We start from the raw sequence: 24,010 nt of genomic DNA, 5'->3' as shown, positions 1-24,010 counted from the left end.
TTTTATCCGGACCTGCATTTTATTCTGCTTTAAAGACGGATTATTAGAATCAAAACTATAAATTTAACGACTCAACTAATCTTATTTTAATGGCATTAAGTAGAATCTGGTCCGCTTTCATCATCATTGCGATTGTGGTTGCCAGTATAAAATGTTTCTTTTTAGGCGAAACCGAAATCTTCAACCTGATGATCGTTGGTAAAGCCAGCGACGCAGGCAACGTATTAAAAGTAGATGGCATCATTGAAACCTGCTGGACGGCAGTCAACATTTGCTTAAAACTAATCGGTATCATGGCCTTATTTATGGGCTTTATGGCCATCGCTGAAAGAGCCGGAGGTATCCGCTTATTGTCCAGAATCATTGGGCCATTCTTCTCTAAGCTTTTCCCTGACATCCCCAAAGGACATCCGGCAACGGGACATATGGTCATGAATTTCTCGGCAAACTTATTGGGCCTGGACAATGCAGCCACCCCTTTCGGATTAAAAACCATGGAGAGTTTACAGGAACTCAACCCAAGTAAAGATACGGCCTCCAATGCACAGATCATGTTCCTTTGTCTACATGCCTCTGGGTTATGCCTGATTCCAGTAAGTATCATTGCGGTACGGGCTTCTTTAAATTCGGCCAATCCTACAGACATTTTTATTCCTTGTATGATTGCCACCTTTGCAGCAACAATGGCTGCGATGCTCATTGTTTCTTTTAAACAAAAAATTAATATTTTTCAGCCAGTGATTCTGGCTTGGGTATTGAGCATCTCGGCAGTAATTGCGGTATTGGTTTTATACCTTACCAGCCTGAATACCGCAGGCCTCCAGCAATTCTCAGGAATTCTGAGCAATGGTTTGTTGTTATTGATATTTCTACTGATTGTCCTCGGCGGACTCTATAAGAAGATCAATGTATATGATGCCTTTGTGGAAGGTGCGAAAGGTGGTTTTGATACCTCAATCCGGATCATCCCCTACCTGGTAGGAATGCTGATTGCCATTAGTTTATTGCGTACCAGCGGCACTTTTGATATGGTCATCAATGGAATAAAACATGTTTGTGCCCTAATGGGTGCGGATACTCGGTTTATCGACGGAATTCCAACTGCATTGATCAGGCCATTGAGCGGAAGTGGTGCCAGAGGCATGATGATTGATACCATGACCACGCATGGACCAGACTCTTTTGCCGGAAGGTTGTCCAGCATCTTACAAGGCTCTTCAGATACGACCTTCTATGTAATTGCCGTATATTTCGGCTCAGTAAGCATTACCAATACCCGTTATGCAATTGGCGCCATGTTATTAGCCGATTTAGTAGGTGTTTGCACCGCGATCGGCTTATGCTATATGTTCTTTGGATAGCCATTTTATCTAATCCTAAAAAAGGCAGGTATTTTTCTGAATACCTGCCTTTTTGTATTTATGGTTTATCCCACCATACCCGGGCATTCAGGTCGTCGGTACCCCCATAAGGAAAGGCCGCAATTGCTGCAGAGTAGTTTGGTCCATTATTTGAAATTTCCTGAGTAGGATATCCCTCTCTTCTTGGAATAGCGAGATTGTTATTGTTCGGCGCAGGACTTAGCAAAGGATAGCCTGTTCTTCTCCATTCTGCCCAGCCTTCATAACCATGCATAAAGAGATGGATCCAACGTTGTTCTGCTATCTGTCGAAGTGCTATCGCCTGATTATAAGCGACTTGTGGTTGCCCTATAAACACAGTCAACCCATTTGTACTTTTCGTCCATTGAAGAATGGATTGTTCAATCGCTTTATCATAGTTGAGCTTTGCATCCCCATCTCCTCCTGGGATCCAGCCTAACTTTGCTGCTTCTGCTTTTGCAAATAAAGCTTGCGCATAAGTTACCAGATAGGTAGGTGAATTTTGCTGGCGAAGGGCTGATCCCAATAAAGAAATATTATTGATCACCACAGACACAGAACCTGGAAGACCATATTCTAATCCCACATAGTTACCTGCTCCATTTTTATCTGCAAAAACAGGTAAACGAGGATCACTCAATGGCTGCATATAGTCAACAACCGTTTTACTTACGGCAAACCAGTTTCTTTTCAACCGCCCAAACGAAGTATACCAAAAGTTCTCATTGACTTTATCCACCAGGTGAACATAAGTAAAATTGTCTTCGTTCTTTTCCATAATTCCGTTTGCCAGGGCTTTCTTAAATTCATCAGCCCCTTTAACCGCATCTACCTTAGAGAGTCTTAATGCCATTAGCAGGTGAATGGTATTGCCCAGTTTTTTCCATTTGACCATATCTCCGCCGTAAATGATATCATTTTTGATGTTACCAACAACGAAAGCGGCGTTTGCTTCGTCCAGTAATTTGAAAAGATCGTTATAGATCTGTTGTTGCGAATCGTACTTAGGCGTAAAATCTGCGCGACCTTGAAAGGCCTCCGTATATGGAACAACACCCCAACGATCGGTAACATGCCAGAAATAATAGGCCTTCATAATCTTGGCTACAGCAATCTGGTTTGCAATAGGCCCCTCATTTGGATTATTTGCCACTTTAATCGCCTCTGTCAGGTTCATTAATGGCCCGGCATAGATTGGGTAAAAATTAAAATTCACCGTATTATAACGGCTGTTCTCCGTAAAAGTGGTGCCCGAAATATATTGAGGATAATGAATTCCATAAGGCGAAGCATTTTTATCGAACGCAGAACCAATATCTGGCAAAGACTGCTGTGCGCTGGCGATCAATTGTGTGGCAGAAGCCTTCTCCGGATTATTGGGATCTCTATTGATGTCATCATCAAATTTATTGCAGCCCGTTGCTGTTAAAGCAAGTATAGTAACCAGGCATATATGATATAGTGGTTTCATTTGAGTATAGATTAAAATGTCAGATTCAGGTTAATACCATAAGAGCGTACCGTTTGAAATTCTCCTTTTTCCAGCCAGCTGATAGAGGCGCTTCCGGTAGACAATTCTGAAGGATCAAGTCCTTTTGGTGCTTTTTGCCAGATCATCGCGGGATTTCTGGCCACTACAGCGATCTTCGCTGATTTAAAAGGAGTTTTCTTCATAAAACCTTCTGTAAAGTTGTACCCGACGCTTACTTCTCTCAATTTAATGTAAGAAGCATTGTACAACCATTCTTCATAGACTTTGGTTCCAATAGAATTCCTGAAATAAGACCTGGCATCCACATATCCGTTAAATTCCTGTCCGCTTACATCTACACCGGCGATTTTTGTTCCAGGGCCATAGATACCATTCAGCTTAACACCTCCATTACTAGTCAGAGGGTCACGTACATTTGCCCCCCTATCATTCATCACCGCAGTTTCCGCTGCCTGTCCTGATTTCGTAGCCAGCATTTTTGTCCAGCTAAAAAACTTCCCGCCACTTTGAAAATCGATCATGGCCGAGATATCGAATTTCCCGATTTTAAAGCTATTCAGGAATCCTCCGGTAAACTCAGGCAATACACTTCCAAAATCATGGTTATTTTCGATTAAAGGCAGGTTATCCGATCCCAAAAGAATTTTTCCGCTCTTGGAATCTCGGGCATAAGCCTGCCCTACAAGGCTACCAAAACTCTTGTTAACTGTGGCATTAAGGTACATGTTTACACTGGAATAGGTATTTATATCCAGTTGATATACCGATAAGTCCTGATACAGTTCTTTGATGATACTTTTATTGCGGTTAAAGTTCAGGGTAGCATCCCAACTGAACATTTTAGAACGGATAGGTGTTCCGGACAGGGAGAATTCTATTCCCTGATTTTGAATCATTCCGGCATTCACTACGTTTGTTGTATATCCACTCGCTCCTGATACCGAAAGATTGATGATCTGATTTTTATTTTTCTGCTGATAATAGGTGAATTCAAAACCCAACCTGTTGTTCAGAAATTTGAGGTCCGTTCCTATTTCAAAGGAATTTGCGAAAGCAGGTTTTATATTCGGGTTGTTCAGCTTATCCGGAACTAATAAAGTATTGATGTTCAAATCGGTGTTTTTATAAACACTTCCGGGAGAATAGTAAGGATTTACCTGATAAGGTTTAAGATCCGAACCCGCCAGGGCATAACTGGCTCTTAATTTACCAAAAGAAAGCGGTTCCCATTTTAGCAGCTGGCTGAACACGAAACTACCTGAGACAGAGTAATACCAATAGGAATTGTTATTTTTCGGCAATGCCGAAGAGTTGTCGTTTCTAAGGGAGGCGTCCAAAAAGTAAGTATCCTTATACCCTACCGAAGCCATCGCATAAGCACTACGGACTTCTTTTCTACGCAAGTATGAGGTACTTTCCGGACGATCTACTGAAGCCGCCATACTATAAAAATCAGGGCTTGACAAACCGCCTACAGTAGCCTGAAAGGTCTGTGTAAACTTCTCTGTATATAAATTGGCACCCAGGTTCCCTGTTAAGGAAATGTCACCAAATTGCTTGTTATATTGCCCTAAGAACTCATAATTATTATCGATTCCCTGGTATTTCCCTACAGAATAAGCATCGTCGAGGCGACCTCCAAATGCTTCTTTATGAGAGATATTTTGCGTATACCTGTCTGAACGTACAAAAGCACTTAATTTCAATTCAGGCAGGACCTGATAATTCAGGCTCACATCACCAAATAAACGGTCACGATCATCATTATTTAAACTTCTATAGGCATCAAAGAATGGGTTATTCCAATCACTCGGTTTATTATTCGCGCTGGTGATCATTCCTGTGCTGGTATTCGGATTGACGTTCCAGTTCATAATGGTGCCATCCGCATATTGATAATTACGCAGCCTGTTAATGTCTATATTTCGCTGAAACCATTGGGTAGCTCCGGAGAAAGAGCCCTGATATCCCTGTTCCGGCCGTTGGCCGTTATTATTGGCATAATTTGCATTTACGCCAACGGTAAGTTTATCGGTCAGCTTCAGGTCAGAACTTAAACTCAGGTTATTTCTTTTCAGCCAGGTATTAGGGATCGTTCCATTGATATAAGCATTGTTATAAGACAAACGGTAGGAAGAGTTTTCATTTCCACCGGTTACAGACAGACTATTATTGATGTTCTTTCCAGTCTCATAGAAATCCCTGATATTATTGGGTTGAGGAACAAAGGGTGTTAATTTTCCATACTCAGCATCCTGAGGATAAAAGCTATAATACATTCTTACCGGAGTACCGTCCATTTTTGGACCCCAGCTTTCGTCATTTCCATTGATGTATTTATCTCCATTAGCCAGGGTCTGGAAAGTCTGGTTATTACCTACTCCATAAATATTTTGCAAAGGCAGAAAATTGCTGACCTTTTCAATCGAGAAACCTGAATTGAAACGTACATCCACTTTTTTTACGCCTTTACTTCCCTTTCTTGTCGTAATCATGATCACTCCGTTTTGTCCGCGGATTCCATAAAGTGCGGAAGCTGCAGCACCTTTCAAAACATTGAGTGATTCAATATCTTCCGGATTGATATCCTGGGAGATATTTCCCAGATCCACACCATTCCCACTGTCAGTACTGAAGTTGGCATCAGAGATGGGCGTACCATCTACAACGATCAGTGGAGAGCTGCTGCCACTTAAAGAGTTCACTCCACGGATTTTAATCTTCTGCGTTCCTCCCATACTTGCACCCGAAGATCCAACGACTTGTACACCGGCAACCTTTCCTGCAAGGGAGCCCAGCACGTTTTGCTCCTTTGTCATCGTCAGGTTATCCCCTTTCACGGTTTGTGTGGAATAACCGATGGATTTTTCACTGCGTTTGATGCCCAATGCTGTAACCACCACTTCTGTGAGTGACGTTTCATCAGGCACTAAATTAATATTGATCAGTGTCCGGTTGTTAACCGGAACCTCCTGTGTCAAAAACCCGAGGTATTTTACAACAAGTGTCGTTGCATTTGCCGGCAAGGTAATACTATAAGTACCATCCGGTTGAGTTGAAGTTCCTAAGGTGCTGCCTTTGACAAGGACACTTGCACCCGGAATGCCTGCTCCATTACCTGCATCACTTACCTTTCCCCGAACAACTTGCTGGGCAAAACCACTGAATGCGAATAAAATAAAACAGGAACAAATAAGGGTAAATCTTTTGTTCATTTGGTTAGTATTTAAGTTTCGATAAAGGAAAATACTAAAAAAATGACTACAATATCAATAATTTATGCGTTTTAGCTAAATTGATACACGATTACCTTTAAAAGGATCAGGCTAAATAAAAATATTTACAGAAACAGAAAATGACTATGCCAGTTTGCTTAGCGACAAGCGATTGATAATTTGTTCGAGTACCCCAGGTTCGACACTTGTATATTTTGAAGACCTCCAGGTACTGGAAGAATCCAGCCATACACAAAAGGAATGATAGCCATCCAATACTACGGCATACGTTTCATGAAAATCGTCCTGAATCCTCATGCAAAAACCTTTCACAGGTTTCCCCTGAACATCAAACTGAAAGTTGAGATAATTACTTAGCATATTTATATGAGGTTAGGTATTGACAACAAATCTATTGTTGAAATGTTTAGGTAATCTTAACTAAATAATATTTAATTGTGAAATGAGCAAACGTTTTGTACATCCTGTTGTTCCAATATTTACATCAGTTTAATAATTACTTTTATTTACCAATATGTCAGACAAACAAATTACCGCAATCACCGAACTGGACAGGTCAAACTATAAGACAAAAGTGTACTCAGATGGACACTTTATTTACTCCGACGAGCCGGAAGACCTTGGTGGAACAGATGAAGGGATGGCTCCTGGTGCCCTACTTCTTGCCAGCTTGGGTAGCTGTACAGCGATTACGATAAGGATGTATGCAGACCGAAAGGGGCTTAACCTAGAATTTATCCGGATTGAGCTGGCGATATGTAAAGAGAAAGATATGAATGAGGCTACGGTCATCACCAGAAAAATTGAATTAACCGGAGAGCTGACAGGAGAGCAACACGATCGTTTGATGCAAATCGCAGATAAATGCCCGATTCATAAGATTTTGAGCAATCCGATTAAGATTGAAACCAGGGTTTAACGTCGAAAACAAAATGCCCTTCTTTTACATATGACATAGCTATTATTCAGAAGTTGGAGGTGGAAAGGGGATGTTAATGGTTTGTATGGCCGGAACAGCTATAAAAGTTAAATCATGGTCTGAGAATTTTACTGAAACCAGAATTTTAATTGAACATTTATCTAATCAATCTATGAGACTTGCGGTACTTAATAAAATTAGACTTCCAGGATATTCAGATCTATAAGCAGACAAAAGGTTTAAAAAAGTTACCAGAGGCGCTTAGAGTAGTGATCAATATAGTAGCTTGTGTAAAATGAAACCTTAATAACAGAGAATTCGGCGGATACAAGGAATCAGGCTTTGATCCGGGAGTTTTAAAAAGGAATTAGGTCTTGATTCTTGAATTTCGCAAAAATCTCGGCAAAAAAAAACCTTTAAACAAAAAAAGACGAAGTCTGGAGCAACTTCGCCTTAATTTAAGAGATAAATCCCTCGTACACCCAATAGGATTCGAACCTATGACCTACGGTTTAGAAAACCGTTGCTCTATCCAGCTGAGCTATGGATGCGTTTTCCCTTTTTTGGAGCCCCAAAGATAGGAGTAAAAATGAAGAACCGCAAATCTATTTTACAAATAAATTCACCTCTAATGCGTATTTCACTGCTTTTAAGCACGATAGGATGCAAAAAAAAATGTAATTTAGAAATACAGAAATATCACAGGGGATTCACCACAATTTAACATCACATGAAAAAACGCCATCTAATAACCGCATTAATTATTTGTTTAACAGCTTTTTACGAAGGGGTAAACGCTCAGGAAACCAACAAAAATTACGATGAGAAGCTGGCAAAGGAATTGAACGCCGATGAGTACGGAATGAAGACCTATGTACTCGCTATTTTAAAAACAGGCACTGAAAAAAGTCTTTCAAAGGCAAAACAAGACAGTGTTTTTAGAGGACACATGGTAAATATTGGAAAATTAGTGACCGATGGGAAACTAGTTGTCGCCGGACCTTTAGGCAAAAACGACAAGAATTACAGGGGGATCTTTATCCTTGATGTTCCTACAATTGAAGAAGCAAGGAAACTGGTAGACACAGATCCGGCCATCCAATCAAAACTATTGGACGCAGACCTGATCATTTGGTATGGATCAGCAGCGTTAAAAGAAACCTTGAAAATTCACAGTAAAATCGAGAAACGGAGTCACTAAACCGCAATTCGTTTTTGGGGATATTGCTCCGTATGTGTCAGGATCAGGTGCATGATGTAATCATTCGAAGGATACACCTTTAAAGCGGATTTAAGAAGGTCAGGCGCATTAACATCTGCATACTGGGAAATATACCCCATTCCATATAATTTACCTTGCTCTACTAAAATACAGCTCTGCTCATCTTCTGTTCTTCCGGCATCGATAACAGCAAAACTCGGAAGCATGGATTTTAGCTGTTCAATCGCGTATTTCACCCTCACGTTATAAGCAGGGGCCGATTCCTTACCTACACAGGCACCACTGCAACTTCCTTCCTCATGACCTGTACAGGCGATCCTGTTTTTCTGGATATAACACAGTTTCTCACATAAAAAATGATCCTTGATCAAAATCCTTAAAATATGGTGACCTTCCAGAATTGTATTGAAACTATACAATACCGGCATGTTCTTCTTAAACGTATCAATACCTAATCTGAGGTATCCTTTCTGGTCTTCAAATGAGTATAAGGCATATTTTTGTTCATACCGCTTTAATGCGCGGTTATTTTCCGGCCATAACCTCTTGATTTCCGTTGCTTCCAGAATGAAAGCCATTAATTCAGTCCCGCAGACTTCAAAATCTACGCTATAAATGTTCTTCAGAAAATCCTGGCGTTGTTTACCTGCATTGTTTCCACTGAAATGGGAACACACTCTTTTTTTTAACGTTTTCGCCTTCCCGATATAAATTACTTTGCCTTTCTCATCTTTAAAATAATAGACCCCGGGAGTTAACGGAAGCTTATCTATCTCCGATTTCGGCAAATTAGGAGGTAATGCCTGTTCTTTAGACGTAGATTTAAGCGATTGATGGATGAGACCTTCTGAATCATTCTGCAGCAACATGCTTAACAATTCTGCAGTAGCCTTAGCATCTCCCCCCGCCCTGTGATGGTTATTCAGCGAAATTTTTAATGCTGCACACAGTTTACCCAGGCTATAGGATTTATGCCCCGGTAATATTTTACGGCTTAACCTTACTGTGCATAATTTATTGCATTGCAAATCATATCCTGCTTCGCTGAGGTTGTGTTTGATGAAGGAAAAATCAAAATTCACATTATGGGCCACAAAAACCTTATCATGCAATAAATCATAAATCTCCGAAGCCACATCAGCAAATACAGGAGCATTCGCCACCATATCATTACTGATACCAGTCAGTGCTTCAATATGATCAGGAATATATTGCCTTGGATTAATCAGCGTTTCAAATGAATTGATTACTGATACGCCATCATGAATCAAAATGGCAATTTCCGTAATCCCGTTCCCTGAGGCATAACCACCAGTGGTCTCTATATCTACAACAGCGTACAACATGATTTCTTTAAAAGTAGTGATTTCAGGCTGTAAATATGCTAATAAATTTAGTATAACAAAGGTTAATTAAAATAATATCCAGAGTTATGGCTTTCCTAAATAACGACAGCAAGCCCTTCCCATTAGGATAAAACAAATTTCAGAGAGAAGCCAGGCTTCAAAAACTTATGAAAAATACCCACAACAACGTCGGATTCCCGTCAAAAACAGGAGTTTAGTCGCAGGACCATTATATTATCCGTACCTTTGTCTATTAAAGTAATATGTGATATGATGGATTATAGTGAATTGATTAATAACGACAAAAGTTCTGGTAGAATTAAAGATCTTGAAGATGCCTTAAACGGTGTTGAAGTAACTTATTCCCGCTGGTTGCTGAGTCGTGAAAATATCCACACCGGAGAGAAGCCAGATAGATTGGGTAATTATTTCCGTTATTTTTATGATGAAAACGGAATCCAGTTTTATGTAAAAGACGGACTTCCAACTGATATAAAAAACGCATGCTGGTCTGCTTTTAAAGGCGTATTTGTCAACAAAAAGTAGTTTCAAAGGTATTCTTAAGGCAAATAGCAAAGGCAGAAGCGGAATTTAATTTCAGCCCTGCCCTGCTCCTACCCAAGCCAAACAATAGCCTCAGGAGTAAATCTATTTCATTAGTCAACAAAAAGCCGACTAGTGAGGTGAGAATTATGCGCTAAAAAAAGCAGACAGAAAGACTAAACCCCTTTAAATTTCAACCAGTTCTCCCGGCTCAATTCCCATATTTCGCTTTCTGTAAAAAGAGGATCTACAAACCCTGTCTCCCTGTGACCGATCAACCGGGCACCCGTTTTCTCTTTAATCCTTCGGGAACCGACATTACCAAGCGCATTGGCAAACAGTAAACAGTCGAAACCAAGCTCCGAAAAGGCAAAATCAAGCACCGGAAAGTTCGCTTCCGTCATGATTCCTCTTCCCCAAAACGGCTTGCCCAACCAGAAACCCCGGTGTTCCGGCTTTCCTTCTCTCCTCAGATCTATAGTACCAATGAGCTGATCCGGCTGTTCCTTTAAAAAAATTCCCCATACCCAATGCCCATCGCCTTGTTGAGGTAATACAATATGTTCAAGGTAATCTTTCACTCCGTTTTCCGGATATGGCCAGGGTACTTCTGCCGATAAATAACGGACTACATCGTAATCAACAAAATACCTGGTATAGGACGGCACATCTTCCATGCTTACACCTTTCAGGATAAGCCGTTCGGTTTTTAAAGTCGGAATTGCTTGCATAATTGTAAATATAAGAAATTGCCAAAGGCCAAAAAAATCGCCGATTCTTACCATTCTTTTGATTTAAACCGTATATTTCCATACTCTCTTTAGTGTGCCCTGGAAGATATACACTTCCTTTAGCACCTATTGAAAGGATTAAACAGCTGTGTAAGAAGGAATAGGAACCTACTTCGTCATACTAAATCAGAGCAATGTGACCGTGATCATTTTATAGTTCACCACATTGTCATTATTTTGAATTTGATATCCAGCAAAAATTGTTTATTATTTATAAAGATTCTAGATAAATATTCACTTATTTGCGAAACGATCTTATTAAAATATTTGTATTCTATATATGACATTAACCGACATCAAGTTTTCTGATTATATCAAAGACTTCGAGCAAACTTTAAAAAATCTATTCCATGTACAGTCCGATATTGATAAGCTAAGTCTGGAAAGAGGTTTACCTCCTGAAATACTGAAGGGAATCATGGACAAGCAACCACTTTCGGTTGCTATCCCTACTGAGTTTGGCGGACGCGGAAGTATCGTTAAAGAATGCCTGGGCGTTCTGGCCGCAGCATCTTACGAATCCCTCCCACTATCTTTAACCTTTGGAATCAATATCGCCCTTTTTTTAGAGCCGGTTTCTAAATATGCAGATGAGTCCGTAAAATCGGGAATCTTCCATAACTTCCTTGAAAAAGGACAAATGGGTGGCCTCATGATTACCGAGCCTGATTACGGTAGTGATGCCCTCAATATGAAAACAACCTCCAAAGAACTGGAACAAGGGTATCAGATCAAAGGCACCAAACATTGGCAGGGACTTACAGGCATGGCAGATTACTGGATCATCGCTGCAAGAAATGCAAATGAGAATGGTGACCTGGGCAGGGATATTGATTTCTTCCTGTGTGACATCACACAACCAAAACAACACATCGTTGTAGAAGAAGTTTTTGACAATGCGGGTCTTTATATGATCCCTTACGGATTAAATAAACTGGACCTTGTTGTACCTCATAATTTCAGACTGAAACCGGAAACTACCGGAATCAAAATGATGCTGGATATCCTCCACAGAAGCAGAATGCAATTCCCGGGAATGGGAATGGGATTTATCAAAAGAATGCTGGACGAAGCCATGCAACACTGCCATACCCGCATCGTAGGTGCAGGTAATCTAATGGCGATAGATAATGTACAGTTTCAAATCTCCAGAATCCAGTCGGCCTATACCATTTGTTCTGCCATGTGTGCACACAGCAGTGAAATCAGTGGAATTCAACACAACTTGGCGACTGAAGGACTGGAAGCAAATACCATGAAAGCAGTGGTGACCGACCTGATGCAGGAATCGGCGCAATTACTCGTTCAGCTTTCCGGTGCTAACGGATACAGAACAACCCACATTGGTGGTCGTGGAATCATGGACAGCAGACCTTTCCAGATCTTTGAAGGCTCCAATGAAATGCTGTATAACCAAACAGCAGAAATGATCACCAGAACAATGAAAAAGCAGAAACAATCGAATCTGTTTGATTTCTTAAACGTATTCAACCTCACCGCAGAAGCTTGTCAACATTTCAAAAAGGACCTATCCTTTAGTCTTGCAGAGAACCTCTCACAACGTAAAATGGTGGATCTGGGCAAGGTATTAACCAGGGTCATCTGTATCGGATACGTACTCAACTTACAGAAAAAAGGATTCAGAAAAGACCTGGTCGACAATTGCATCACTATGGTTAAACAAGAAGTGGCTGCGTTAATTGCATCCTTCCAATTCGACAATACCGTTAAGGTAATTGATGATTATTCGGCAGAAAGCTCATGGCTGAACTTCGCATAACATTAAACACCAACTCATTCATACCAGCATTCACCTCAAAAGGTGGATGCTTTTTTTATTCCGTTTCATTTCCCTTGTTTTACCAAAAATTTTCGGTTATTTCGATGAACTAAAATTAACTTCGCTTAATGGATTCGAAGAGTATTGTCATCGGCAAACAACATCCGGAATTTATCCGGGAAGAAACAATAGGCGATATTTTCAGGTCTGCTGCAGACAGCTATCCTCAGAAAACAGCTTTCATATTTAATGAGCAATCATTGACCTATCAGCAGCTGGATCAATGGAGCGATGCCGTCGCTGCTTTTCTTCAATCCAATGGGATCGGAAGAGGCCAGTCTGTAGGCCTTTGGTGGCCAAGAAGCATGGAATTACAGGTCGCCATCCTGGGCATCGCAAAATCTGGTGCCGCATATGTCCCGTTAGACCGGGAAATGCCCGAGGAACGGGTGCATGTGGTAATGGAAGAAGTCGGTGCCTCTGCCTGCTTCAGCGATGCACTGAGCCCAAACTCCTGCCCTGTCTTTCACATCCCTCCTTTTCCAACTGAAATCGTACCTTTTTCTATAGCCGCACTACCGGACGACCGTGCCTATGTATTGTATACTTCCGGAAGTACCGGAAAACCAAAGGGAATCCCAATCAGTCACCGCCAGATTTGTCACCTGATCAGGTCCGAACAAAGTGTCCTTCAGATCATGGCCGAAGACAGGGTCTATCAGGGATTTTCTGTATCATTTGACATGTGGTGCGAAGAAACCTGGATCAGCCTCTCTGCCGGAGCAACCATCTGGGTAGCCGACGCCACTACCGCCAAATCTATCGACGAATTAAGTGATATTTTACGGGCACAAAAAATCAGCATATTACATGCGGTACCAAGCCTTCTAGCCGTCATTGACGATGATATACCCAGCCTGCGCTTAATTAATGCAGGTGGAGAAGCTTGTACCAGCCAGGTCCTGAACAGATGGAGCAAACCCGGACATAATGTATTCTACAACAGCTATGGGCCAACGGAAACTACAGTAACGGCCACCATGATTCCTTTAAGACCTGGCGATGCCATTACTATCGGAAATCCACTACCGAACTATAACCTCGCTGTAGTAGATGATCAGTTTCAACTGGTCCCGTTGGGAGAACAAGGGCAATTAATGATATCGGGCCCGGGGGTATGTGATGGCTATGTCAACCGCCCCGACCTGACCTCAGAAAAGTTTCTTGATAAACCGGACTCGCTTCATGAAGTTCCCGGCGACAGGATTTATCTGAGTGGAGATGCGGTCGTCATGCATGCAGATGGCAGTGTCGATTTTCGCGGCCGGCTGGACGATCAGGTAAAACTTCGTGGCTACCGCATAGAGCTTGGAGAAATAGAAGTAAAACTGAATGAACTGGAACAAGTTTCCGCAGCAGCAGTAGCGCTAAAGAAAGACGCCAACCAACAGGAACAACTGATCGGTTACGTCACGCTTAAAGCAAATGCAACATTTGATGAACACCAGTCGAGAATCCGGTTGGGAAAAGTACTTCCTCCTTATATGGTGCCTTTAGTGATTGTCCTCATGGATAAAATGCCACGCCTGCCAAGTGGCAAGATCAATAGAAAAGAACTGCCTGTACCGGAAGTTTTGATGCAGGTAAAACCGGAAGAAACCATCGTGATTCATCCTGATGACCCATTGCACAAAAGGGTCATGGCAGGACTCACTTACCTCTTTCCCGGAAGAACCATCAACCCTGAAGACGATTTCTTTATGGACCTCGGCGGACATTCCCTTCTTGCAGCCTCACTGTCCTCCTGGCTGAGAAAAGAAGGTGGTGTTCATCAGGCTTCCTTAAAAGACATTTATACCAACCGTCCGATCAGTAAGCTGATCCAGACCTGGGAACTGGCAGCGGAAAAAGCAGAAAATAACGCGCAAAAAGAAAAAGAACCTTTTCATAAGATCAGCTCCTTACGTTACTGGTTTTGTGGCATTGCACAAGGATTTTCTTTATTGGTCATTTACGGCCTTTTTGCTGCGCAGATCTTCGTTCCTTACCTGGGCTATTATTATGAAGTAGCGAAAAGCGAAACTGACAAAGGAGATACCTTCTGGGCAATCATTACCGCACTGGTCTTATTCTGCTTCATTGCGCCCTTATTTTCATTGTTAAGCATTGTCTTAAAGTGGCTTTTACTGGGCAAAACGAAAGAAGGGGATTATCCGCTTTGGGGGAGTTATTATTTCCGCTACTGGCTGGTCAAATCTATCCAGCGACTGGTTCCACTTCAATTCATGAATGGCACGCCATTATACCCTTTCTATCTGCGGATGATGGGCATGAAAATGTCACCGGATTCCCAGATCAGCTCCATTACTGTAGGTGTGGAAGACCTGCTGGAGATAGGAAGTGATGTAAGCATCAGTTCAGGTGTAGTACTCAACAATGCGACGGTAGAAAACGGACTGTTGAAACTGCGAAGGATTAAAATTGCAGACCATGCCTATATTGGAAGTGGTGCTGTAATCTCCGGAGGAACAACGGTTGAAGCCTGGGGCGAACTTCAGGACCTGAGTCATTTACAGGCCGGACAAACCATCGCTGCCGGAGCAGTCTGGAAAGGAAGCCCGGCTGAACCAGTGGACAAGAAAACACCGGAAGAACTGCCTCAGCCGCTCCATGTTTCAGCTTTCAAAAGAAAGTGTTATGGCTTTCTTTATACCATCTTACTCATTCTCTTTCCCATTGTGATCTTGCTGCCCTTAATACCGGTAATTGAGATTTTAAATTATATGGATACACAAGCTCCGGATTACAGTTTCAACTACTTTGTTCATATTCCATTGCTTACCATCTTATACCTATCACTCTATACCGTAGAAACCGTGATCCTTTCCAGGTTACTTCTGTATCAGATGAAACCAGGCACCTATCCTGTTTATGGCGGGGTATACGTCCGGAAATGGCTATCAGATCAGCTGATTTCAACCTCACTCATCGTCCTTCACCCCTTATATGCCACGGTCTACATTTCCTCCTTTTTCAGGATGCTGGGTGCAAAAATCGGCAAGAACACAGAAATTTCAACAGCCAGCAATGTCACCCATACCATGCTGGAGATCGGCGATGAATCTTTTATCGCAGATGCGGTAACTTTAGGTGAAGAAGACATCCGGGGGCAACAACTCATCCTGGACAATACTAAAGTCGGAAACCGGAGTTTTGTAGGCAATAGCGCACTGATCCCACAGGGCTATGAACTGGGAGACGACATGCTAATCGGTGTTTTATCGACTCCACCTACCGCTGAACAGCTGGAGCAAACGCATGCTAAAGACTGGTTTGGATCTCCGGCAATTGCCCTCCCTAAAAGGCAGGATAGCGGAAATTACCCGGCATCATTAACCACAAACCCTTCCTTGGGTAGAAAAGCCGCGCGTTTTCTCATTGAAGGCATCCGCATTATTCTTCCGGAAACGGTCATCATCTGTTGCAGCGTTTTATTTGTAGCCTATTGCCACGACCTGGTGAAAGACCGTACACTGATACAAATCCTGAAGGAAACACCAAAACTTCCCTTTTATTATCTATTCTATATGGGGGGCCCTGCATTACTGGTTACCCTTTTGCTGAAATGGATTTCCATAGGAAAGTTCAAAGCAGAACAACACCCAATGTGGACACATAAAGTATGGCGCAGCGAGGCCAATACCACAACTTATGAAGCACTTGCCGTTCCTTTCCTGCTGGAATTCATGAAGGGAACCCCTTTTCTCCCGATGGTTCTGAGCCTTTTTGGTGTTAAATTCGGAAAAAGGGTCTGGCTAAATACGACCGACATTACCGAACATGACATGGTGAGCATCGGCGATGATACAGCATTGAATGAAGATTGTGGTCCACAAACGCACCTTTTTGAAGACCGTGTGATGAAAGTCGGTACCGTAAAAATCGGAGCAAGGTGCAGCATTGGTTCCAGATCCATCATTCTTTACGATAGTGAAATCGGTGACGACGTGAAACTGGAACCACTTTCCCTGGTCATGAAGGGGGAAAAACTTGCAAATGAAACAGAATGGACAGGAAGTCCGATCAAATTATTATAAATGGAAAACAACGAGGATTTAATCAAAGAACTGATCACCCTTCTTGCAAATGACAGATGGCATGAAGAGGACATCAACGAAATTTCAGAAACCGTAACCAGCGCCTACAATGATCCTGAGGCGTACATTGATTCAGACGAAGGTGCAGAAATGGCCTGGCTACTTGAAGTAGATCCCGAGGGGATTCCGACCTGGGTCATCTTTAACGAATTATTTGATGTTTTCGTTGTCTGTGATAAAATAGACGAATTACATGAACAAATTCAGGAAGTATTCCCGGAAGCACCCGTCCCCGATTTCCCTTACGGCCAGTTCCCTGGTACTCCCGATTATTTTATATGGCTGGATAAACTGTTAAAGGGAACACCTCCGGGCTACCAGTTGATTTCATTTGGCGATAGCTACGGCGACAATCTTCAGGGCCTGATCGTCAGCCGGGCAGACACGGAAAGGATTATGCATTTATGTAAAACATTGAACATCAAAGCCAGTAAATCCATGTTGGATTAACTGATTTTCATTACGTTTTTCTTTCCATATCCCAGGTTATTTTCCATCAACAAATGGGCCTCCTGCACCGTTTTCACACTGAGTCCGCCAACAATACGTATTGCTGGCGGGCTAATTTTACCTTCTTCAATCAAGGCGGCAATCTGATTCAATGCCTCCCTGTAATAGCCCAGGTTATTGCCCAAAGCATGTGCGTAGTTGGAGATATTCATCACCACACAGCCCTTATCAAAAAGCAAACCTCTTGTTCGTTCCGTACCTAAAAAGGTCACATCAAAATAGGCACCATTTACTTTCAGCACTTCTGCGGCGACTTCTGAGATCTCCCCACCCACAATCTCTACCACAAAATCAAATAACATTCCTTCATTCGCTGCAATGAGCTCGGCACTAAGGCCTGTATTTTTATAATTGATCACCTGACTTTCATCCAGACCAAGGACCAATAGAGCTTCCGTGCTTTTCTGGCTTCCGGCAGTACTGATGATCTGATGGATGCCATGGTATTTCAGAATGCGAATCAGAAAGCTCCCCACCGCTCCGGAACCTCCGGTAATAAAAACCCTTTGTTCCGGTTGTATATTCATTCGCTTAAAACATTGCCATGCTGTTAATCCCGCTGAAGGAATTGCGGCAGCTTCCTCAAAACTGATATTGGAGGGCTTATGTGCGATCATTATCGGATTTATGGCCATATATTCTGCATAGCTCCCATTAGAGCCTTTACTTCCTGATGCAGCCATGACTTCATCCCCTGGCAGAAAACCAGTCACATCAGCTCCTATGGCAACAATTACTCCAGACATTTCCCTTCCCAGAATGGGCGAAGTCATGAGCTGTTTCTCCCGCCGCCCTTGTCTCATTTGATAATCTATCGGATTAAATGCAGCAGCTTCAATCCTGATCAACACCTCCTCTGCTTTTGGAACAGGGCTTTCTATTTCAGCCTGATGAAAATGATCCACATCACCGAAACCTTCTAATACAATTGCTTTCATTTTAACTTTAGTTTTATATTTGTGAACAGCACCGATACAAACCTACGGTACAAAAAAACAATTATTCATCACTCCCTTTTTTGGAAGTAACTCATAAAAAAATGAGTAGCGCTATGATCAAAGAAAACTCTTCAAATGCAGTCAACAAGACATTCCTGCTGCAGTCATGCCGGATTAATGCGGCTCTGGATGCCATTTCAGGAAGATGGAAAGCACTCATCCTCATACATATCAATGAGGGCGTAAACCGCTTCAGCCTGTTAAAAACAGTATTGCCGGGAATATCAGATCAGACGCTCGGTAAACAACTTAAAGAGATGGAGCGGGATGGCCTGCTTTACAAAGAGATCATTGCGGAAGTTCCGGTACGGGTAGATTATCATTTGTCTGAGAAAGGAAAAGCCTTACAACCAATTCTGGTTACACTTTCCGATTGGAATGACATGAAATAAGTATTATACGTTATTATTTATCACTTCCAGCAGCAATTCATGCATTTCATCAGGATTAAAGGGCTTGGACAAGACGTATAAAATCCCCATCTCACTTAACCTCATCCTCACTTCCTCCAGGATATCCGCAGTAAAAATGATCACTTTTGTTGCCGGATGGTCTACCTGGACCTTCCTTGCCAATTGGTATCCATCCATTCCGGGCATGTGCAAATCGATTAAGATAACGTCAAATTCTTTCTCCTGCAACATCACCAGCGCCGTATATCCATTGTCAGCCTGCTCAGCATCGATACCAAAATTCCCCAATTGACGTCTTGCGACCAGCAAGTTCACCGGATTATCATCAACGATCAACAGCTTTAACCCAGGCAAGATATTGCGCACCTGTCCTTCTCTTTTTAATACTTTTCTCAGTTCCGGTTTTTTAACAATTTTAAAATCGATTTCAAACTCAAACACGGTTCCTTCATCCATTCTGCTTCGCAGAATGATTTCGCTTTTAAACAGACTCACCAGACCTTTGGTAATGCTCAAACCAAGCCCTGTTCCCTGCTGTTGCCTGTGGCTCGCCTGCTGGACCTGGTGGAACTTATCAAACACCAGGTTATGAAGATGATCTGGAATCCCTATTCCCGTATCTTCAACCTTAAAAAGCACCCTCACGATATCCTCTTTTTTACTCACCGTAGTCAGGCTCACCACAATTTCACCTTTTTCAGTAAACTTAATCGCGTTTCCAACCAGGTTGTTCAGGATTCTTCCGAGACGGAGTGCGTCAAAAATAATGGCAGAAGGAATTCCTTCATCCGCATGAAATTTCAGTGCAAGCCCCTTCACCTCCGCCAGAGAATCAAACTGCTTAATGATGTTCCCTACTAAAGCAGTAAGGTCTCCTTCTGCTTCGTTAAGCTCCATTTTCTTATTCTCAATCTTTTCCAGATCCAGGATATCATTCACAAGATTCAACAAGTGGTTGGAAGAAAAACTCAGGTGGCTCACATACTCCCTGGTTTGAGGATCTGGAAAAACATTCTGATTCAACAGGTTACAAATTCCAATAATCCCATTCAGTGGCGTTCGTATTTCATGGCTCATGATGGAAAGAATCTCGGTCCTCTTCCTGGCAATCTGTTCGGCCAGATTTTTAGCCGCAATCAGCTCCTCCTGATTTTTCCTGTTGTGCGTAATGTCTTTTAAAATCCCCCTGAAGGATTGCAGCTTTTCATTTTCAAAAACCGGAACCCCTGCAAGCCTGACCCACTTTTTATGCTGGGTAGCAGAAGTCAACTCCAGCTCAATATCAAAAGGCTGTGATTCTTTAAAAGCCTCATTCAGGGTATTCAGTAAAATGATTTTATTGGAATGGTCAAAATAATCAAAGACAGTTTTATAATCCAGAACGACATCATGTCCAAGATCTTTGATGTCGTTAATTTGTCGCGTAACAAAAAGATCCCTGCTCAACAGGTGATACTCCCAGCCCCCCATCTTAGAGATATCCAAACCAATATCAAGTAAGTTGTTAATTCTTTTCAGCTCTACAGTGTTTTGCTGCAGCTGATCGCTCATCAGCTTTTTGGAGGTAATGTCTTCAATCACACAGATAACCCTCACACCATCAGCTTCTTTTCCCACATCAATCTTCTGGAATTTCGCACAATACCATAAATCTTTGTTCAGGTCAAAATCAGGATAGACACATTCCTGTCGTTCTCCTGAGATGAGCAAGGCTTGGATACATTCGATAAAAACATAGGCAAAACCTCCCATTACCTCGGTCAAAGTTTTATCGATAAAGAGCTCCGGCGGCATAAACAGCTTGGTTTTATCTTTTACCCAGACTTTTTTAATCACGGTATGTTCATCCAGCTCCAGAATAATATCATCAAGCGATTCTATCAGCGACTGTAAGCTTGCGGTTTTTCTCAGTTGAAGTGCAAGTTCCGGGGCTGTCTTATCAGAGAGGTTAATAAAAGCCAGCATTCCATTAATCACAGGTATTGCCGATTTTATACTTGCATAATGCTCCGCAGTAAAGGCCGGTCCTGAGCGAATAAGATATAACAGACCAAGGATACCATCCGCATCTCTGATGCTGCAGATCAACATGCTTTGCTCCCCTATTTTTTTAATCTGATAATTTTTCCCTGCAGTAGCACGGGTATTTTGAAAGGTAGCATGCAACAGACCAACCTGACCATTATTTACAAAAACATCTGCTAACCTGTTTTTATTATTGATCAACCCTGCACAATTGCTTTGTGTAACCCCGCACAATTCATGGAGTAACTTTGCCAGCACATCTTCCTTATGCTCCGTAGAATAAAAAGCATTCTGAAACTGCAAAAGCTTATTAAAAAAAGCCAGGTCAGACTCCTTCAGATAATTATTAGATAGATCAGCTAAGGATCGCATAGGCTACACATTATTCTTTAGATGCTTGCTCAATTTACATAAATAACCCAAAAACAAACCTTCTTACCGGAGATTTATGGCATAAGTTAAATAGCAGGCAACATTATTTAGAAAAAGTCATTCTCACCTATGAATCTGGAAACCATCGCCTTACAAAACCGTCATTCCAGAGGGGCTGAGACTATGGAAAGAGCCTGGGTTGGTATAACATTCCCTGGTCGGCAGCCAGCGCAAAGTTGGAAATCGAAACCCCCAGGAGCCGGACCTTCTTTCCTTCCAGATCTACCGCTGCCAACAAGGACTGAGATACCTCATTGACCATAGCGATCGTCCTGATCTCTTCCGTAAAAGATTTACTCCTGGTAATCTGCTTAAAATCACTGAATTTAATTTTTACCGTCAGCGTCCTTCCATAAAGCTTATAAAGACTCATCCGCTGAAATACAATCAGGGCGATCCTCTCCAGTTCAGGATTCATTTCCGACAACGCTTCCAGGTCGTAAGAAAAAGTGTCTTCAGCCCCGATGGATTTAGTTTCCTGATTGGGCTCTACTTTCCGCTGATCAATCCCCCTTACGATCTTATAAAAAAACCGTCCGCTCTTCCCAAAAAGATGAACAAGTTCCGCTTCGGTTAATTTCTTCAGATCTGCACCGGTATGTAAACCCCTGATCTTCATCTTTTCGGCGGTCACCTTCCCCACCCCATGGAATTTTTCTACCGGTAACTGCCCGATAAAACGTTCCACTTTCGAGGGCCCGATAAAGGTAAGGCCATCCGGCTTATTCATATTGGAAGCCACCTTTGCCACAAACTTATTGATCGATACACCGGCAGAGGCGGTCAGGTTCAGCTCGCTCTTAATCGCGGCCTTGATTTCTTTGGCGATAGCTATAGCGGATCCGATTCCCAATTTATCATTACTCACATCCAGATAGGCTTCATCCAGTGATAAAGGTTCAATCAAATCGGTATACCTGATAAAGATCTCCCTGATTTTCCGGGAAACATCTTTGTAAACCGCAAATCTTGGATAAACAAATAAGAGATGAGGACAGAGCTGTTGCGCCCTTTTAGAAGACATCGCAGAATGAACACCAAAGGCTCTGGCTTCATAGCTGGCCGTAGCCACCACACCTCCACGCCCTTCAGGTCCACCTCCAACGGCTACAGGTTTTCCCCGAAGTGAGGGGTTGTCTCTTTGCTCCACAGACGCATAGAATGAATCCATATCAATATGTATAATCTTGCGCTGAGGCTGTTGCTCTAAAGGATTCATAAGGCCGGGGCCTAAAATTATAAAATAAAATCCTGAATAGCGATAAACAAGAAAGGCCTGCAAATTGCAGGCCTTTCTCATGACATTCAAAGTAGATTACTTTGTGTTTTTTTTCTCAGTTACTTCAGTACGGATGTCCTGAGCAAGGCCTTTTAAATCCTGCATTGCTTTACGTACTCTTGTACCAGCAGCACCGTTTCCTGAATTATAAAATTTGTCTGCATCAGCTTCAACGCTTGCAATAAGTTCTTTAAGTTTCGAGAATTTTTCCATGTTTTTCTTTCGTTTAAGATTTTAAATATATGATATAACGCTTTAAAGTTAATAATTATTGGATTTCCACCAAATGAATATTTATGGATAATACTGTTTTTTTATTCAAAAAGCCCATTTCCATACAAAAACACCCTTTAAAGGCCTGTTTCGTTTAAATAAAACAAACAAATAGCTAAACAAAACAGCACAAATATATTTTAAAAAAAATTGCCTGAAGGCCTAAAACAAGGCATGACCGCTACATTTTCAGTACAAATACTCCCGGAGAAGTGCCGATTTCGGGCTGCGTTGTAAGGTCTTTATCGCTTTATCTTTCAATTGACGAATGCGCTCCTTACTCAGTTTAAAGATAAAGACCATATCATCGAGTGTAGTCTTAGGATAACCAAACAAACCATAATAATGATAGATGATCTTTCGTTCCCTTTCCGGCACAATCGTTAAATACCGGCGCATATCTACGGCCAGGGATTCCTGCCACAACTGATGATCGGCAGCTGGTGCATTTTCGTTCGGAATAAGGTCTTTTACAGTAGTTTCTCCATCCTCACTAAGCAATGCATCCAAAGATTGTGACATTGGCGCATGAGAAAGAAAATCAATGGCCTGTTCATCGGAAACCCCCATCTCCTCCGCAATCTCTTCCGCAGTAGGGAAACGCCCCAATCTCTGTTCCAACACTTCGGCTGCCCGGTAGGCTTTCGTAATGCCCACAACCTGGTTTCCCGGCAGCCGCACCATCCGTCTGTTATCAGAAATCGATGCCATAATACTCTGTCGGATCCACCACACCGCAAAAGAGATGAATTTAAAGCCCTTGGTCTCATCAAACCGGCCGCTTGCTTTGATCAACCCTCTGTTTCCCTCACTGATCAGATCTGAAAGCCGGAGACCATTGTCCTGATACCCCTTCGCCACGGACACCACGAAACGCAGGTTTGCCCTGATCAGCTTATCAGCAGCAGCACGATCTCCAGCGCTGATTCTTTTGGCAAGCTCAATCTCTTCCTCCGGACTCAACAAATCAATCTTTCCAATTTCATTTAAATACCGCTCCAGTGAATCCGTTTTCCTGTTGGTAATGGATGGTGATATCCTGAAATGTCTCATAAAAAATTTCAATAGGTTAATAATTCAATTGCTTAATTCGATGTAAATCCACAAAGATTTGCCGTTCAAAAAACCTGTTAAATTAGTTTATAAGAGCACAAGATATTATGAATTGCTATCGCAAACAGAAGTACTGAGAAACACCATAAGTATGACTTT

General features: G+C 42.1%; 18 protein-coding genes and 1 tRNA gene. 8 read left to right on the top strand and 11 right to left on the bottom strand.

What is annotated here, in order from left to right; genetic code table 11:
* Positions 1-89 precede the first annotated feature (89 nt).
* Positions 90-1,361: a nucleoside recognition domain-containing protein gene (locus BLQ87_RS07875; protein ID WP_074605553.1), complete on the top strand. Its 1,272-nt coding sequence runs from the start codon at positions 90-92 to the stop codon at positions 1,359-1,361.
* 58 nt (positions 1,362-1,419) lie between these two features.
* On the opposite strand, the gene BLQ87_RS07870 is transcribed toward BLQ87_RS07875, so the two are convergent.
* The 3 genes from BLQ87_RS07870 to BLQ87_RS07860 form a co-directional block, all read right to left on the bottom strand.
* Positions 1,420-2,853: a SusD/RagB family nutrient-binding outer membrane lipoprotein gene (locus tag BLQ87_RS07870; protein WP_074605552.1), complete on the bottom strand. Its 1,434-nt coding sequence runs from the start codon at positions 2,851-2,853 to the stop codon at positions 1,420-1,422.
* An 11-nt stretch (positions 2,854-2,864) separates the two neighbouring features.
* On the bottom strand, positions 2,865-6,089 hold the full coding sequence (locus BLQ87_RS07865; protein ID WP_074605551.1) for a SusC/RagA family TonB-linked outer membrane protein: 3,225 nt from the start codon (positions 6,087-6,089) through the stop codon (positions 2,865-2,867).
* Positions 6,090-6,233: 144 nt separating this feature from the next.
* Positions 6,234-6,470, bottom strand: coding sequence for a hypothetical protein (locus BLQ87_RS07860; protein ID WP_073234367.1), 237 nt, complete (start codon positions 6,468-6,470; stop codon positions 6,234-6,236).
* Positions 6,471-6,624: 154 nt separating this feature from the next.
* Here BLQ87_RS07860 and BLQ87_RS07855 point away from each other — a divergent pair, with 154 nt between their 5' ends.
* Positions 6,625-7,029, top strand: coding sequence for an OsmC family protein (locus BLQ87_RS07855; RefSeq protein ID WP_074605550.1), 405 nt, complete (start codon positions 6,625-6,627; stop codon positions 7,027-7,029).
* 477 nt (positions 7,030-7,506) lie between these two features.
* Here the strand turns inward: BLQ87_RS07855 and BLQ87_RS07850 are convergent.
* Positions 7,507-7,580 (bottom strand) — tRNA-Arg (locus tag BLQ87_RS07850).
* Positions 7,581-7,759: 179 nt separating this feature from the next.
* Between BLQ87_RS07850 and BLQ87_RS07845 the strand changes: the two genes are divergently transcribed.
* Entirely contained in the window at positions 7,760-8,230 is a 471-nt protein-coding gene (locus BLQ87_RS07845) for a YciI family protein (protein ID WP_074605549.1), read from the top strand.
* Here the strand turns inward: BLQ87_RS07845 and BLQ87_RS07840 are convergent.
* A complete protein-coding gene (locus tag BLQ87_RS07840; RefSeq protein WP_074605548.1) occupies positions 8,227-9,597 on the bottom strand; it encodes an exonuclease domain-containing protein in 1,371 nt (456 codons plus the stop codon). The genes BLQ87_RS07845 and BLQ87_RS07840 overlap by 4 nt on opposite strands.
* Before the next feature lie 270 nt (positions 9,598-9,867).
* Here BLQ87_RS07840 and BLQ87_RS07835 point away from each other — a divergent pair, with 270 nt between their 5' ends.
* On the top strand, positions 9,868-10,143 hold the full coding sequence (locus tag BLQ87_RS07835; RefSeq protein ID WP_073234326.1) for a hypothetical protein: 276 nt from the start codon (positions 9,868-9,870) through the stop codon (positions 10,141-10,143).
* Positions 10,144-10,316: 173 nt separating this feature from the next.
* Here BLQ87_RS07835 and BLQ87_RS07830 read toward each other — a convergent pair whose 3' ends face one another.
* Positions 10,317-10,871: a GNAT family N-acetyltransferase gene (locus BLQ87_RS07830; protein WP_074605684.1), complete on the bottom strand. Its 555-nt coding sequence runs from the start codon at positions 10,869-10,871 to the stop codon at positions 10,317-10,319.
* A gap of 340 nt (positions 10,872-11,211) precedes the next feature.
* On the opposite strand from BLQ87_RS07830, the gene BLQ87_RS07825 reads away from it, so the two are divergent.
* The 3 genes from BLQ87_RS07825 (at position 11,212) to BLQ87_RS07815 (ending at position 17,318) form a co-directional block, all read left to right on the top strand.
* Positions 11,212-12,711 carry an acyl-CoA dehydrogenase family protein gene (locus tag BLQ87_RS07825; RefSeq protein ID WP_074605547.1) on the top strand — a complete coding sequence of 500 codons (1,500 nt, stop codon included), beginning with the start codon at positions 11,212-11,214 and terminating at the stop codon, positions 12,709-12,711.
* 128 nt (positions 12,712-12,839) lie between these two features.
* Complete coding sequence (locus BLQ87_RS07820) at positions 12,840-16,808, top strand: Pls/PosA family non-ribosomal peptide synthetase (RefSeq protein WP_074605546.1); 3,969 nt, start codon at positions 12,840-12,842, stop codon at positions 16,806-16,808.
* Positions 16,809-17,318, top strand: a complete 510-nt coding sequence (locus BLQ87_RS07815) for a hypothetical protein (protein ID WP_074605545.1) — start codon at positions 16,809-16,811, stop codon at positions 17,316-17,318.
* On the opposite strand, the gene BLQ87_RS07810 is transcribed toward BLQ87_RS07815, so the two are convergent.
* Positions 17,315-18,316 (bottom strand): quinone oxidoreductase family protein, encoded by a 1,002-nt coding sequence (locus BLQ87_RS07810; RefSeq protein ID WP_074605544.1) that lies wholly within the window; start codon positions 18,314-18,316, stop codon positions 17,315-17,317. The two genes, BLQ87_RS07815 and BLQ87_RS07810, sit on opposite strands and share 4 nt — an antisense overlap.
* Before the next feature lie 113 nt (positions 18,317-18,429).
* On the opposite strand from BLQ87_RS07810, the gene BLQ87_RS07805 reads away from it, so the two are divergent.
* Positions 18,430-18,768, top strand: coding sequence for a winged helix-turn-helix transcriptional regulator (locus tag BLQ87_RS07805; protein ID WP_074605543.1), 339 nt, complete (start codon positions 18,430-18,432; stop codon positions 18,766-18,768).
* Between the two features lie 3 nt (positions 18,769-18,771).
* On the opposite strand, the gene BLQ87_RS07800 is transcribed toward BLQ87_RS07805, so the two are convergent.
* From BLQ87_RS07800 to BLQ87_RS07785, 4 genes are all read right to left on the bottom strand, one after another.
* Positions 18,772-21,186, bottom strand: a complete 2,415-nt coding sequence (locus tag BLQ87_RS07800; protein ID WP_074605542.1) for a hybrid sensor histidine kinase/response regulator — start codon at positions 21,184-21,186, stop codon at positions 18,772-18,774.
* A gap of 181 nt (positions 21,187-21,367) precedes the next feature.
* Positions 21,368-22,417, bottom strand: coding sequence for a DNA polymerase IV (dinB, locus tag BLQ87_RS07795; protein WP_245723812.1), 1,050 nt, complete (start codon positions 22,415-22,417; stop codon positions 21,368-21,370).
* Between the two features lie 144 nt (positions 22,418-22,561).
* Complete coding sequence (locus BLQ87_RS07790; protein WP_062547595.1) at positions 22,562-22,738, bottom strand: hypothetical protein; 177 nt, start codon at positions 22,736-22,738, stop codon at positions 22,562-22,564.
* A gap of 249 nt (positions 22,739-22,987) precedes the next feature.
* Complete coding sequence (locus BLQ87_RS07785; protein ID WP_074605541.1) at positions 22,988-23,851, bottom strand: sigma-70 family RNA polymerase sigma factor; 864 nt, start codon at positions 23,849-23,851, stop codon at positions 22,988-22,990.
* Between the last annotated feature and the right edge of the window lie 159 nt (positions 23,852-24,010).

The organism is Pedobacter steynii (assembly GCF_900103665.1).
Lineage (GTDB): Bacteria > Bacteroidota > Bacteroidia > Sphingobacteriales > Sphingobacteriaceae > Pedobacter > Pedobacter steynii.
This window is presented reverse-complemented; position numbering and strand designations above follow the sequence as displayed.